We start from the raw sequence: 14,778 nt of genomic DNA, 5'->3' as shown, positions 1-14,778 counted from the left end.
GTGTGACACTTTTGTGTCAGGAATCGGGAATCTGGAATCAGTCTGTTTTACTGATAACTGGTTCCTGACTCCTGATTCCTAAAAGTGTCGCAATATCCCCATTAAATTACATTCTAGAGTTGTTTATCTATATGAATATCAAACTCTAAATATCTACTAATAAATCTTTCCACAAAGGTCAAAATCTCTCTTATGTACTCAAGGGAGATTTATTCACCTCAACTTTAGGAGTTAAATAAGCAGCAATCAAAGAGACCATAGGTACTGTAAATATAACTCCTAAACTCCCTGAAATACCTCGTAAAATTTCAATTCCTATTGGATACATGTTCATAATCTGATTATATTCCATATCATAGGAATAAATAAAGATAAGTGTATTAATTGATCCACCTGTAAAAGCCAAAATCAAAGTATTAGCCATTGTACCCATCATATCTCTTCCTACATTCATCCCAGATTTAAAGAGTTCTATTCTATTTAATGTAGGATTTTGTAGATAAATTTCATTGATTGCTGAACTAATTGACATACTAACATCCATAACTGCGCCTAATGAGGAGATTAGTATTCCTGAAAATAATAATCCTGAAATCTTTAGTTCTGTTAACGACCCTATGAAGATAAGTTCTTCAATATCTGATACATTATTTCCTGAAATTTTTGTTAAATAACCAAATAAACTAGCAAAAACACCTGCTATCACTACACCTAAGATAGTTCCTAAAATAGCTGACAGAGTTTTATAAGTCATCCCACTGATAAGGTAAAGACTAACAATTGTTGTGAGGATAACGATTATAACTGCTGACCAAAAAGGTGAATACCCCTTGTATAACATCGGTAAATAGAGATAGATAATACAGATAAAAGTAAAGATTAATCCTAAAGCTGAATTAAGCCCCTTTGTAGACCCTATTAAGCAGATACTTCCAATGAACAAAGCTATCATAGCATATAAAGTTGGTGATCTATGATAATTATATACAGAGACAAAAATGGTATCATTATGAACATTTACTTCTGCAATTACAGTCATTCCTTCTTTACAATCGGCTCCATTTAAATAGCCTGAAAAACTTGTTGCTTCTATAATTTTTCCTTTTTTAGTACCTGAGAGCAACTTTAGCAGAACTCTTTGGCTACCTATTCTTGAACCATCTTCCTGCAAGTTATCTTCTATCACCTTTATTACTTTAGCCTTTTCAAAGCTCCTTCCTTGTTTATTGATAAGTTCCACTTTATCTACCTTATTAAAAAAGAATAAAAATATTCCAAATAAGATCATTATAATTATAACAATAAGTTGTCTACGTCTCATTGATAGCCCCCTGCTTTTTTGCCCTTAAACTATTAACAGAAGTAGATATATCTACTTCTGTTAATAGTTTATTAGCCAATTATATTTAATAATAAATAATCCTAGTTCCTATCTGTTTTTACAATTGAGAATGTATTATCTATCTTTTTCATAGTATCAGTTCTATAAGTATCAATAGTAAAACGATTTCCATCAATATTAATTACTGAAAAAGTAGGTATATTTCTCTGCCATCTTTTAGCGATATAAGCTTGTTGATTATCTACTAATTCATAATATTTACTACCTGAAGCAGAGTTAGCAGTTATATAAAGGATTCCCTCTGGATTGACTACCTCTGATAATCTAGTATTTTCTTTAATTGCATTCTTGTCTGCAACACTTGCTAAATATTCATTGTATCTATTATCTACTGATTTGTCACCTTCAAAATACTCATCAAATTCATCATCAGTTAACATTTTACCTTTTTTGATTCTTCCGCCTTTTAGCAGAAAAGTTCTTGAATAAGTATGATCATGACCTGCTAAAACTACATCGATATCATTTTTTTCAAAAATAGAGATTAAATTATATCTTAAACTAACAATTTTAGGTTCATTAGAATGTTCACCTGAACCATAAATATCATGGTGAACAGTTACAATACGCCATTTTGTATTAGGGTTTGCATAAACCGCCCTGTCTATAAACTCTTTATGTTCTGCAATATTTCGATTATTAGTATTTAACATAATAAATAGTGTATTCCCATAAGTATAATAATAATCTCCACCAGCATTTGTTCTACCAAGATCACTAGTATTAGGATTATTAAAATGGAAAGAATAATTTTTTGATAATGAGTCATGGTTTCCTATGGAAGTAGCGATAGGAAGAGATTTTAGAACATCAGCACTTAAGAAAGCAGCATACTCCATTTCATTTCCTGTATAAAGGGGGTTTTTGCTTTTCTTATCTCTTGATTGAATTTGATCTCCTGCTGATAAGATAAAACTAGCCTTAGGCGCTATTGATGAAGCAAGATTTAGAGTATTGTTCCAGTTAAAACCATCATTTCTACATCCTAAATCCTGTCCTTGTTTTTTTAGATTACCAGTTGCTGTATTACGGCTTGAAGAGCCTATTTGTGGGTCACCTACATAGATAAAACTGAAGTTTTTAGTATTTTGAGTCTTATAGATCATAGGTTGAGACCATCTTCCATTCTTTGTATAACTATAATAATATGTCGTATTTTCTTCTAAACTTATTGCTGTTGCTTTATTTGATTGATACCCTTTTACAGCTGGTGTTGATACTACTTTCAATTCCTTAGCATCACTTAAGTCACTATGCTTACCTATTTTGATTTTAGGATTTGAATCTGTATCTTTACTATACCACCCAAAATTTAATTCTGTTGGATTAGCACCAGGAGTAAGGGCGATTTGTGTCCAATCATCTTTGCGATTGTCCCATTTTTTACTCCATTTTTCGAATGCACCATTTTTAGCAGCCTCTGTTTGAGTAGCTTCTGTCCAAGCATCATTTGATGCAGCAAAAGCATTTAGACTAGTACCTATCAATATAGTTACTGCCAATACCAACCCTACTAATAAATTTTTTCTTCTTTTGCAATTAATCATCTAATCTCCTCCTTATTATCTTATAGACTTAATTTTACAATAAATATTATTTTCTCTTTAATAAGGATTACTATATCAGACATATATAATAATTTCAATTAAGTTAACATATATTTAACTTTATTTACTTATTTTTAATATTATATCAATGTATAGTATAATAATTAATTACTTAAATTAATAATTAAAATATAATTGATTAGAGATACTTATAAATAGAGCTTAACTATGAACTCTACAAAGCCTTTTATTATGTAGCAGAATATCTTAGCTTCTCTAAAGCTGTTGATGACATCTTTATATTTCAATCAACTGTTAGTCAAAGTATTACATCTCTAGAAGCAAAATTAAACACTTAAGGCTTAGTTTGACTAAAGTTTGATAAGTTAATGGATGACTTTAAAGTTAAAATTACTCCTGAAAAAGTAGATATAAAAGAAGAACTGCCAGAAAGAAAACTGGCAGTTGTAACTAATAAAAATATTCCTTTTTCTATTGCTAGTCAGAAGTTTATGGAGTTGATGGTTGAGATTTAAATTAATTATCTTCTCCCACCATAAACTCCATAATTATAATATTTCCAGATTATATCTACATCTTTAAATCCAGCCTCTTGAAGCCATATTAAATGATTAAGTAATGTAGTTGGGCTATCCTCTTCCCTATATTTAGGTAACCAAGTATTCTCTACCTCTTCAATTGAACAACTTTTGCTCATAAACCCTTTCCATTTTTTCATATAAATCTCTTGCAACTGCTGATTAGAGCCTAGTAGCACATCAGCATTATAGAATACTCCCTTTGAAGAGAGTGCATTATATATTTTTTGATAAAACTCTTTCTTATCCTCATCGCTGATTAAATGATGTAATGCTAAGGAAGATATTATAACATCATATTTATTAGGAAACTTAAAATTATAAAAATCATCTACATAATACTTTACTTCTTCATATCCATCTAGCTTTAATTTAGTCATCTCTATCATCTGCTCAGATAGATCAAGAACAGTCAATTTAGCCATAGGAAACTCTTCTTTTACCCTCTTAATTATATTTCCTGTTCCACATCCCAAATCTATCACCTCTATCTCACTATCTCTTTCAAAAGGGATAGCTGAAAGCAAGGCTTCGATCATTTGATCATAATAAGGAATTAATTTTAATATAATCTCGTCAAATTCCTTTGCCTCTTGTTCAAAGTGTTCTTTTATTTTCTCCATTTTGCTCTGCTCTTCCATAAATATTCAACCTCTTTTTCTAGCTAATTTTTAAATTAATAGAAAAAGGATAACCAATAATAGTCAGTCCCTTTAATTTGAATAATATTTAATCCTACACTATTTAAAACTCAATTACTTCAACTTGATTCTCTCTTAAATTATCAGCCATTGTCCAAAAATGAGCCTTGCCAATAGCTACTCTAAAAATCTCTAACTCTAGGTTCTAAATTATCCACTGTACTAATATAGCTGACAGGATTATTATTAGCAAACTCTAATACATCTAAAAGACTCACCTCTATCACTCCTTATACCTTTTGCTTAGTATAACATAAATGATATAAGTACTTCTTTTAATATCCAATCAATCATTTTAAATATCTTATCATCTTCTCAACATATCTCGATACTGTGAAGGTAAGATTTTATTGTACTTAGAAAAACAGGTTGACATATAGGATAGACTATTAAAACCACTCTGATGGGCTATCTCAGTCAGAGTTAATCTATCTTTTACTAGTAACTTCTTTACAACTTTTATCCTAATCTTATTTAAATAATCTGTTACTGTGCTGCCAGTCTCATTTTTAAAGACCCTTGAAAAATGAGAAACTGACATATTGGCTTCTTTAGCAATCCGCTCAACACTAAGTTGTGAAGAGAAGTTTGAATACATAAAGTTTATTGCTTTATTAACCTCTAATCTACTACTTACTCTATCATTACTATAAGAGATACCAAGTAGATTTCTAATAATCTGATGGCAGATATCTACTTCAAGAGCTCTAATTACAAGATCATTTCCTGGTATTACATTATCTGCTTCGGACATAAAATACTTTATCCTTTCAACAAGCCCTTCCTGCAACTGAACAATCTCCCCCATAAATTCTATACCTTCAGTGCCATTATAAACTGAAAGTTGTTCTTTCATCATCTCTTGATCGATAAAAATTGCCATATATCTTGGTATATCCTCTACATAGTCTTCATGGTGTTTAATATTAGGTGAGAGTCCATATAATGTACCCTCTTTTGAAGTAATCTTGTTACCATCCATCAAAAGAATAGCTTGATCATCAAAAGGAATAATAAACATATAGGAGGGATGGTATGAGCAGGAGTTATAGCATAATAACATTGACCAGATATAGGCATAAAAACACCTACCTTGTCACCTATAAAGCAATCGATATGCTGTAACTGCTCTTTTGTTAGATCTCCAACAAGAGCTTTTATTTTATCTAGCTTGTTTATACCCTTCATATAATCACCCCTACTTCTACTTTTTAGATAATAATAAACATTCAAACTTATACATAAGCTTTATCTATCCTAAGATCATTTCTTCTATATTAAAATTCTAATTTCCTTTTTAATTAAGATAATTATAACTTTAAAACCTTAGCTATATAGATTGAATTAAGGAATTTCATTAAATTCTAATTATTAAAAAAATGGTTAACCACGAATTAACACTAATGAAACACGAATAAAGAACTAAAGAATTAACTTATAAATAAAAAAAGATCTGCCAGCACAGAAGCTGGCAGATCTCACTAGTAAGAATACTCCTTTTTCTATTGCTAGTTAGAAGTTGAAAGATATTCTTCTAACTCCACAATCTCCTTCAAGTCTATTACCTTCTCTATAATAATATCTAACTCCTCAACCTTTTTATTTTCTATCATTCTTATATATTCTTTCTTTAAATCACCAAATTGCTTTAACAATAACCTTAAAACTATTCTTCTAGTTGCCCGCTTCTTACCAATTTTAATCCCTTTTTCTATTCCTCTTTCTTCTATAATCTTAAGGGCTTTGAGCATATTCTCTCCTCCCCTACTAAATCTTAAACTTAGCAACCAAGTTCTGTAGCTCTTCTGCTATATTTGTTAACTCTTGAGAAGAATTAGCTATTTCAACAGACATATTCTTAATATCTTCAGAGGCATTCATCACATTTGTAGCCTCCTCATCTAACTCTTGAGTTGACAGAGCAGTCTCTTCGATTTGAGCTGAAGTCTCTTCACTAGCACCTTGAATTACTTTAAAGACCTCACCAGTCTTAATGGCAATTGCTTCTCCTTCCTTCGCCTTATCTTCCACATCTTTAATTGCTTCAAAGCCTATCTCTACATTATTTTGAGTCTGATTAATTAAATTAGAAATATTATCGGTAGCCTTAGTAGTCTCCTCAGCAAGTCCTCTAATCTCTTCAGCTACTACTGCAAAGCCTCGACCATGTTCCCCAGCTCTAGCTGCTTCAATGGCTGCATTTAGTGCTAAAAGATTGGTCTGCTCAGCAATATTGGTAATCAACTCTACAATCTTACCGATCTCTTCAGAGTTCTTCTCTAAAGCAGTTACAGCTTTTACTGTTTCCTTTACTGACTGATTAATCTCTTGAATACTATTAATAGTATCATCTATATTTTCAGTACCAGCTTCAGTCTGTGAGCTACTCTCTTGAGCAAAGGCAGTCACCTCTTGAATGCTACCTGAAATCTGTTCAACATTAATAACCATTTTTCTCATTAACTCATTACTACTTTCAATGCTAGCAGTTCCCTCTTGAGCACTAGCTGATAGCTCTTCACTTTGAGCAGATAGATTCTCTACCGATTCTAAAATATTAGTAATCATTGCTCTAAGACTATTGCCCATTCGATTTAAAGCATCGGCAATCTGAGCTACTTCATCATTAGAATTAACATCAAATTCAACTCTAAAATCACCTTGACCGAACTTATCTATATCCTTAGCTAGCTTTTCTATTGGTTTTGCTATACTATTACCGACTAAATAAGAAGCTCCAACCATTAATACTATTATAATACCTATGACTATAATAATCATGTTAATTAAGCTCTTTGCTTCTTTTAACATCTCTGCTGTAGAGATATCAACCCCTAAACTCCAACCTGGTGTATTAGGGATTGGGCTATAAAGCACCTGATGCTTCTCTCCATTAGGCATAATAACCTCTCCACTACCACTTTTACCTGCTATCATTTTCTGACCTATCTCTTTTAGTCCTTTAATATCAGCTTCATCTTTTAAAATATTAGCTTTCATTACTACTTCATTATCAGGAAAAGCAATCATCAAACCATTATTATCAATCGCCCAACCAAAACTTTCTTCTCCTATTTTAATCCCAGTTATTCTCTTAGAAAATTCCTTCAGTATAACAGGAAATCCGAGTACCCCTATAGTCTGTTCTTGATCATTTTTAATCGCCTGTGCTATCATAATTATAGGTTTTCCTGAAGCTTTAGAGATAATAGGATCACTTATAAAGGTATCCTTTCCTTTCATTATCTCCTGAAAGTAATCTCTATTACTTAGATTAATCTTAGCACCATTAGGCAAATTCCCATATCCTTTATTGTCTAAAATAAAGGGATTTTCATAGGCTATATCGCTCTCCTCTTTATCTTTAATTAATTCTTTCTTAGCTTCATCCCAATTCATAGATTGAACTACTTCTTTTTGAGCAATATTACTAATCTCCTTTAAAATTCCATCCATCAGCTCTCCTAGCTCAGCAGCTCTGGCTTTTACAATATCTTGAGACATATTTGATACTAGAGGTACCAGTTTTTTATTTAACTCAAAGTGCAAAAAGACTCCCATAATCGCTAGTGAAATAATACTGATGCTTACAAAAGAGATTAAAATCTTATTTTTGATACTTTTAATTTTTATCTTATCTTTAGTATTCTTGATCTTCATTTTATCCCCACCTTAGAAGATTATTTTTGTTTATTGTCATTTTGATCTTTTTATCCTTATTTTCAATAATAATCCAGACTTATATGTTTACATTATTCAAGAAAAATAAGAGAATATCTAAATCTACTTTATTTTGAATTATTAACCACTAAAATAACTTCCTAAGTAGCTAGGACTTCAATCTTTTCTCAACTTCTTCTCTATCACCTCTCTTAATTAAAAGACTAACTAATAGAAGATCTTCTTTTTCTCATACCTTCTTGACTAATTACAGCCTCCACCCATTTCCTTGATCTTGTTAATCTAAAGATTATCCTAGCTAGTCTTATCTTCATCAATTTTGATGGAATTAAATTCCGATAGAAAAATTATTATATCATTAATTTATTAAGTTATACTTTCTTTTCATCATTCCTTTATTAATTATTGAAATTTTCTTTATAATTATTTAAAAACAATAATATTTGCTCATCTTAAAAGATTATATCTATTGAGTTTAGCAGTAATTCATAAATTATTAAAGCAATTATTTGCCATCCTTAAAATTAGACGTTAAAATATATAAAGAGAAGTAGGTTGAATCTCAAATTACTTTATTTATTAACAAATTAGTAGAGCTTATTTTAATCTATAAGCAGGTAGAAGCAATTCAATCTAGAATTAATTATGTTAGTATATTAATAATTAAGTATTAAATCAAAGCTCTAAATTAATGATTTTAATAAGCAAGAGATGAGTAAAGATGCCCATCTAATTATAAGTAATATAATATAAAATTAGATTGTTATAGCAGAGAAAATAATTAAGGGGGTATATGATGTTTAGAAAAATTGGAATTATAATTATATTAATATCTATAATTGTAATCAATACTAATCAAGTAATGGCTAATAGTAGCAACTATAACACTATTACCGATATTACGGTATCAGGAAATGAAGTTATTAAAGTGCAAACGATTCTAGAGCAGGTGAGTACTAGTATTGGAGAGGAAATATCTAATGAAAAATTAAAAGCAGATATGCAAGCTATCTATAACTTAGGTTATTTTAATAACATCGAAGTACTTTTTAAAAACTATGCAGGGGGAATACAGATAATCTTTAAAGTAGATGAAAACCCTGTGATATCTAATGTAGTTATTAAAGGAAATCAAGAGGTCAGTGATGATAAACTTAAAGAACTATTGACAGTTAAACGTGGTCAAATTTTAAACTTTAATCAGTTAAATAAGGATAGAGATAATATAAATCAATATTATTATGAGCAAGGCTTTGTTTTAGCTAGAGTAATTGATATTCAAATGGAAGAAGATCAGCTAAATATCATTATAGATGAAGGTAGATTAAATGAAATTATAATCAATCCTGAAGATAATACAAAGGACTATGTTATCAGAAGACAATTATCTATGGAAGAAGAAGAGCCTTTTAATATCAACGATGTTAAAAAAGATATTTCAAAAATCCAGAGCTTAAAGTACTTTGAAGAGATAAAACCAGAGTTTGAACAGGTTCCTAACGACCCTCAAGCAATCGATGTCAAGTTGAATCTCAATAAACCTATAAATGGACGAACAGTATTTGGAGTAAAGGATTCAGCAGAAAGTAGTGTTGTAGGTAACATTATGTTGGAAAAACATAATATGTTTGGTAGAGGACAGAAACTTACCTTAGATTTTGAGGGAGGAAGCGATGTTACTGATTACAATATTGATTTTTATGATCCTTGGATCTTTGAAAGTCATACCAGCTTCAATATCAACCTCTTCCACCAAATGACAGAGGAAACTACTAATATAAGCGATATAGGTGGTTTAGATGATATAGGTAATAGCACTAGAGTCGAAAGAGATATTAAAGAAAAAGGCGCAAACATTCAATTTGGTAAAAAACTAGCTGAAGGTATCAAAGGTTATTTAAATCTTCACTATGATAAGACTAAAGAGGGTGAAGATCCTTATCAAAATACTCGAAGTATAGCCATTACTACTATTAGAGACCTTAGAGATAATTATATGCACCCTAGGTCAGGAAGTAGACAAGAATTTAAAATTGAAAAAGCAGGCTTTAATGGGGATAATGATTTCCTTAAAAGCCATTTAGATCTTAGAAACTACTATAAAGCAGGTGAGAAAGGCAGTTGGGCATTTAGAGTAAAATTAGGGGCTAGTGATGGAGAATTGCCAAGTTATAAGAAATATAAGCTAAAACCTGGCTTACTTGATGGAGTTCGTGGCTATGATAGCAGCCATTATGGAGGTACCGATGGATTTAAAGGAGATTCTATCTTCTTAACCAGTATAGAATATAGAAGGGATTTATATAAAGCAGTGAGAGGTGTTCTCTTTACTGATGTAGGTCGTACCTTTAAAGACAATGAATTCAGTTTAAATGATTTGAATTATTCTGTTGGTGCTGGAGTAAGATTCTTCGTTCCTGTACTAGGTGCAGAATTGGGATTTGACTATGGTTATGCTCCAGAAGGAGATGATGGTCATAAGGATGAATTTACCTTTAAGGTGGGTACTAGTTTCTAAATTAAATTCAAAAGCCAGTATGTTGCTAGCCAATATACTGGCTTTTCTAATTTCTTAGTAAATCCTGTGTTCTATGATAATATTATAGGTTCAATAAGCAAAGCTCTAGAATTACTTAAGTTAAACTATTCAACTTTACTCCTCTACCCCTAGCATTCCTGATTCTGTATAACGCTCACCTTTAATCCCATCAGCTAAGATGGCTTCAATCTCTTCTAATTCCTTTGTATTCAATTTAACATCAACTGCTTTTATATTTTCCATTAAATATTTAATTCGTTTGGTACCAGGAATCGGTATAATATCTTCACCTCTTGATAGAACCCATGCCAATGAAAGCTGTGCTGGTGTAATTTCTTTTCGTGTTGCTATATTTATTAGCTTTCTGACAACTTTATTATTATGTTCAAGATTTTCACCTTGTAACCGGGGTAACATCCTTCTAAAATCTCCTTCTTGCTTTAGTAAATCTTGATTTAACTTTCCAGTTAGCAAGCCCCGACTTAATGGACTATATCCAACAAAACCTATACCTAATTCTCTTAAAGTAGGTAGTATCTCTTTTTCAATATGCCTTGTTGCCATCGAATACTCTGATTGTACAGCAGTTAACGGATGAACACTATGAGCCCGCCTAATAGTATCCGCTGAAGCCTCTGAAATACCAATATATCTTACCTTACCTTCCTTAACTAAATCTGCCATTGCACCAATAGTCTCCTCAATAGGAGTATCATTATCCATTCTATGTAAATAATATAGATCAATCACCTCACGCCCTAACCTCTTTAAACTAGCCTCAGCAGCTTGCTTGACATATTCTGCTTTACCATTGATTGTACGCTCATATGCTCCAGGCTTTCTTACAATTCCAAATTTAGTAGCTACAAAAGCCTCACCACTCCATTCCTTTAGAACCTTTCCTAGCAATTTTTCATTTTCTCCATTACCATACATATCAGCAGTATCTAAAAAATCAACCCCAGATTCCAGTGCTGTAAGAATGGTATTACGAGAGTCTTCATAAGTGCTTTTTCCATAAAATTCGCTCATCCCCATACAACCCAATCCAATCGCCGAAACCTGTGGACCATTTTTTCCTAATCGTCTTTTTTTCATCTTTTCATACTCCTTTACAAAATTTTATCAGTTCAACAACAAACCTTGTGGCTCGATGCAAAGTTAGTGTGAGTCTTTCATAAATTTATCTAATATCATATTTTCATTCAGTTCTTTTAAAATTGAGAGATGTTTTAATTCGGTTACTTAAAAAAGTTATTATTTATTTATTTCTTTCATTTAAAACTTCTTTTAAAATATTTGTTCCATTTATTGCTGATGGAAAACCTGAATAAACAGTCATTAATAACATGATTTCTCTTATATCATCAATACTTAAACCAATATTTAGTCCTGCATTAATATGAAATTTCAATTGAGATTGTGCATTACCTAATGCTGTTAATGCTGCAATTGTAGCAATTTGTCTATATTGCTTATCTAAATTATTTCTTGCAAAGATATCTCCATAGCCATACTCAAGTATAAACTTAGTAAGATCTGGAGAAAAATCATTATAAGCTTTCTCAAGTCGCTCTACTTGCATACTATCTAATTGGGTAAGTTCATTTGCCCCAATTTCATATCTATTGCCTGATGAAGTTTCATTTGTTGGACTTTCCCCTATTAAATCACTTTTCCCTTGCTTTTGACGTTCATTTAATACCTCTTTTAAAGCATTCATCCCATTAATAGAACTTGGAAATCCAGAATATGCAGACATTTGAAGTATTATTTCTTTGATTTCATTAATCGAACACCCAACATTTAGTGCACCATTAATATGCACCTTTAATTGAGGCTCGGCATTACCCAAAGCTGTTAAAGCAGCTACAACAGCAATTTCTTTTGATTTTAAGTCAAGTACCTCTCTTGAATAGACATCTCCAAAGCAGTATTCAATTATATATTTTCCTAAATCAGGAGATATATCTTTTAAATTCTTAACTACCACTTCTCCTGCTTCTCCATCTATTTCAGATAATTTCTTATATCCTTTTTCAAATCTACTCTCTTCTTTCATTAAATTCTTCCTCCATTTCTTTATAAATTTCAATCTTATTCTTAACATATTCTTCAGTTTCTAAGAGCACCTTAATTTCATCTTCTATTAAATTCAAATGTTCTTTTAATATAGTTCTTCTCTGGCTAATAGTTGTATCTCCCAGATCCTTCAATTCAGCATATTCTTTCATTTTACTTATTTTCATTCCAGTAGCTTTAAGTCTCTTTAGAGACTCTATCCACCTTAAATCTTTTTCACTATAAATTCTATTTCCCGAATTATTCCTCTTTATATCTTTAATTAAGCCAATATTTTCATAATACCTAAGAGTATGGGGCTTTAATTTAATCAGTTTTGCTACTTCACCTATTTCTAATTCTTTCATTAAGACACCTCCCAATGCTAAGAGTGTATCACTTAAAGTGTACTTTAAGTCAATATTAATTTATAATTTTATCAATTAAATTATAAATCAAAAATATATACTACTTATTCTCTTAACCTTTTATTTAATTATTTCAGCTAAACTAACCGCTGGATGATGATATCTACTCTTATTAAGAGTATTACTTCCCAGATTTATAGCACTTTGTGGACACCAATGAAAACAAGCTAGACATCCCTCACAGTTGTTAGCCCATTCTACCCCTTGTTCTTCTACAGTAATATTCTCTGTGGGACATACCTTCTTACAAATACCACATCTTATACACTGCTCTGTTGTCCAGAAATGATTCTGAGGCTTATAAATTTTATAAACAGCTAGTTGATAAATTAATCTTTTAATGCTATCTTTTAAAGAAAAATCCCCCTCAATAGCTGCTTTTCTCTTCTCTTGAATATCTTTTATCATTTCCCTTATAATTACTTTAGAATTATTAGTCCTTAATATCTGCTCCTCTCTAGAATTTGTATTATCTTCAATTACTACTGAATTTCCTGGCATAACTAAGGTATATCCTAGATCAAGGTTCTGACCTTTCTCTTTTAGTAGCTTATCAATAGTAGCGAGAGTATAACCAGGCTGTCGATTATTAGTTGCAATAGAGAATATGTATGGATTACTATTAAAATTTACCTTATTTATAAGCTCTTTGACAATTTTAGGAGCATCTAAACAATATACAGGAAATATCAAACCCACCATCTCACTATCAATATCATAACGCTCTTTTTTAACTACCTCTGCAATCGATATGAGCTCACAGTTTTCTAACTTATTTGCTATCTCTTTGCTAACAGCTAATGAATTACCTGTAGCTGAAAAGTAAAATATACTCTTTTTCATCTTAGCCTCCTAATACAGGGTTTTTAAATCAATTACATCCTACTTAGATTATCTTCTTATCTTTCCAAATATCTAATACCCCTTTGTATTCATCTCTTCTTTTTAAAAATCTAGGCTTCCAAATCAACGGGATTAATATTAATTTCGTAAAGATAAACTCAAAAATACTTCTACTTTTTCTCCCTTTAACTATCTGATAGAAACTTTCTACCTTCTTTTCTAATTTTGAAAGAAATTTCTTATCAGCAAAAGGATCTTCGTTGAATTTTAATCTCTTTAAAATACTCCCACCTCTTATTGCACCAGAGACAAGAAAGAATTTTTTAATTGCATTAAGTGCTTTACTTCCTTCAGCTATCTCATATGTAGCAACTGAAAAACCATATTTATTGTAAAGGGATTGTTCCACAATAAAGTGACCACGGTCCCAAAAAGACTTTAGTCTCCCTGTCACATAACTTCCAAAGGTGGAACTTCCTATAATAATCCCATCAGCTCTTTTAATCTGTTCTGATAATTTTTCAATATCATCAGAAGTTATAGAGCATTTTCCAGTTCTATAGCAGACTCTGCATCCTGTACAATACTCAATCTGATAATCAACTAAATCATAATAATTGACCTCTACCTCATCTTTTTGAGTCAAAATCTCAGAAATTTTACCCAATATCTTTGCTGTTGCACCATCTTTTCTAGTACTTCCATTTACAATAGCTATTTTCATTACTCTCCCCTTTTTTAAAATAAACTGTTTTTGTAATTAGCTAACTCACCCTATTAACATGTTTATTAGATTGATATTTTTAATAGGGAAACTTGGACATTACTAATATCTATTAATGGATATATTGCGACATTTTCGCTTTTTAAAAGTAAGCAAAATTATTAAAATATTTTTCGGGAAAGCTTATCAGCTTTTTTCCCGAGTGACTTTTAGCATTGCCCTAAAAGTCACCAAAAGGTCTAGAAGAAAATTA

The 14,778-nt window shown here is 31.1% G+C and carries 14 protein-coding genes and 1 pseudogene; 3 read left to right on the top strand and 12 right to left on the bottom strand.

Annotation, left to right across the window (positions count from 1 at the left end):
* Positions 1 to 190: 190 nt before the first annotated feature.
* Both ACTCDL_RS08420 and ACTCDL_RS08415 read right to left on the bottom strand, forming a co-directional pair.
* Positions 191 to 1,321, bottom strand: a complete 1,131-nt coding sequence (locus ACTCDL_RS08420) for a YibE/F family protein (protein ID WP_463175767.1) — start codon at positions 1,319 to 1,321, stop codon at positions 191 to 193.
* Positions 1,322 to 1,422: 101 nt separating this feature from the next.
* Positions 1,423 to 2,949, bottom strand: coding sequence for a purple acid phosphatase family protein (locus ACTCDL_RS08415; RefSeq protein ID WP_463175765.1), 1,527 nt, complete (start codon positions 2,947 to 2,949; stop codon positions 1,423 to 1,425).
* Positions 2,950 to 3,164: 215 nt separating this feature from the next.
* Between ACTCDL_RS08415 and ACTCDL_RS08410 the strand changes: the two are divergent.
* Both ACTCDL_RS08410 and ACTCDL_RS08405 read left to right on the top strand, forming a co-directional pair.
* Positions 3,165 to 3,302, top strand: a pseudogene (locus tag ACTCDL_RS08410) (LysR family transcriptional regulator); the annotation flags it as partial.
* A gap of 36 nt (positions 3,303 to 3,338) precedes the next feature.
* The gene (locus ACTCDL_RS08405) at positions 3,339 to 3,485 is read left to right on the top strand and encodes a hypothetical protein (protein ID WP_463175763.1); all 147 of its coding nucleotides are present in this window, start codon (positions 3,339 to 3,341) and stop codon (positions 3,483 to 3,485) included.
* Positions 3,486 to 3,490: 5 nt separating this feature from the next.
* Here the strand turns inward: ACTCDL_RS08405 and ACTCDL_RS08400 are convergent, their stop codons facing one another.
* The 5 genes from ACTCDL_RS08400 to ACTCDL_RS08380 form a co-directional block, all read right to left on the bottom strand.
* Positions 3,491 to 4,189, bottom strand: a complete 699-nt coding sequence (locus ACTCDL_RS08400; protein ID WP_463175761.1) for a class I SAM-dependent methyltransferase — start codon at positions 4,187 to 4,189, stop codon at positions 3,491 to 3,493.
* Between the two features lie 367 nt (positions 4,190 to 4,556).
* A complete protein-coding gene (locus ACTCDL_RS08395) occupies positions 4,557 to 5,270 on the bottom strand; it encodes a helix-turn-helix domain-containing protein (protein ID WP_463175758.1) in 714 nt (237 codons plus the stop codon).
* Positions 5,231 to 5,437, bottom strand: a complete 207-nt coding sequence (locus tag ACTCDL_RS08390; protein WP_463175757.1) for a hypothetical protein — start codon at positions 5,435 to 5,437, stop codon at positions 5,231 to 5,233. The genes ACTCDL_RS08395 and ACTCDL_RS08390 overlap by 40 nt, the downstream gene beginning before the upstream one ends.
* 320 nt (positions 5,438 to 5,757) lie before the next feature.
* Positions 5,758 to 6,000: a DUF4351 domain-containing protein gene (locus ACTCDL_RS08385; RefSeq protein WP_463175753.1), complete on the bottom strand. Its 243-nt coding sequence runs from the start codon at positions 5,998 to 6,000 to the stop codon at positions 5,758 to 5,760.
* Positions 6,001 to 6,016: 16 nt separating this feature from the next.
* A complete protein-coding gene (locus tag ACTCDL_RS08380) occupies positions 6,017 to 7,909 on the bottom strand; it encodes a methyl-accepting chemotaxis protein (protein WP_463175751.1) in 1,893 nt (630 codons plus the stop codon).
* 817 nt (positions 7,910 to 8,726) lie between these two features.
* On the opposite strand from ACTCDL_RS08380, the gene ACTCDL_RS08375 reads away from it, so the two are divergent.
* Positions 8,727 to 10,448 (top strand): BamA/OMP85 family outer membrane protein, encoded by a 1,722-nt coding sequence (locus ACTCDL_RS08375; RefSeq protein ID WP_463175750.1) that lies wholly within the window; start codon positions 8,727 to 8,729, stop codon positions 10,446 to 10,448.
* Between the two features lie 135 nt (positions 10,449 to 10,583).
* On the opposite strand, the gene ACTCDL_RS08370 is transcribed toward ACTCDL_RS08375, so the two are convergent.
* The 5 genes from ACTCDL_RS08370 to ACTCDL_RS08350 form a co-directional block, all read right to left on the bottom strand.
* On the bottom strand, positions 10,584 to 11,567 hold the full coding sequence (locus ACTCDL_RS08370; protein WP_463175749.1) for an aldo/keto reductase: 984 nt from the start codon (positions 11,565 to 11,567) through the stop codon (positions 10,584 to 10,586).
* A 163-nt stretch (positions 11,568 to 11,730) separates the two neighbouring features.
* Positions 11,731 to 12,531, bottom strand: a complete 801-nt coding sequence (locus tag ACTCDL_RS08365) for a carboxymuconolactone decarboxylase family protein (RefSeq protein ID WP_463175747.1) — start codon at positions 12,529 to 12,531, stop codon at positions 11,731 to 11,733.
* Positions 12,515 to 12,898, bottom strand: a complete 384-nt coding sequence (locus ACTCDL_RS08360; RefSeq protein WP_463175745.1) for a MerR family transcriptional regulator — start codon at positions 12,896 to 12,898, stop codon at positions 12,515 to 12,517. The genes ACTCDL_RS08365 and ACTCDL_RS08360 overlap by 17 nt, the downstream gene beginning before the upstream one ends.
* A gap of 120 nt (positions 12,899 to 13,018) precedes the next feature.
* The gene (locus ACTCDL_RS08355) at positions 13,019 to 13,801 is read right to left on the bottom strand and encodes an EFR1 family ferrodoxin (RefSeq protein ID WP_463175743.1); all 783 of its coding nucleotides are present in this window, start codon (positions 13,799 to 13,801) and stop codon (positions 13,019 to 13,021) included.
* A 43-nt stretch (positions 13,802 to 13,844) separates the two neighbouring features.
* The gene (locus ACTCDL_RS08350) at positions 13,845 to 14,525 is read right to left on the bottom strand and encodes a flavodoxin family protein (protein WP_463175742.1); all 681 of its coding nucleotides are present in this window, start codon (positions 14,523 to 14,525) and stop codon (positions 13,845 to 13,847) included.
* Positions 14,526 to 14,778: the final 253 nt, after the last annotated feature.

The organism is Orenia sp. (assembly GCF_055140805.1).
Note: the sequence above shows the minus strand (reverse complement) of the source record. Positions and strands in the feature narration are given on the sequence as shown.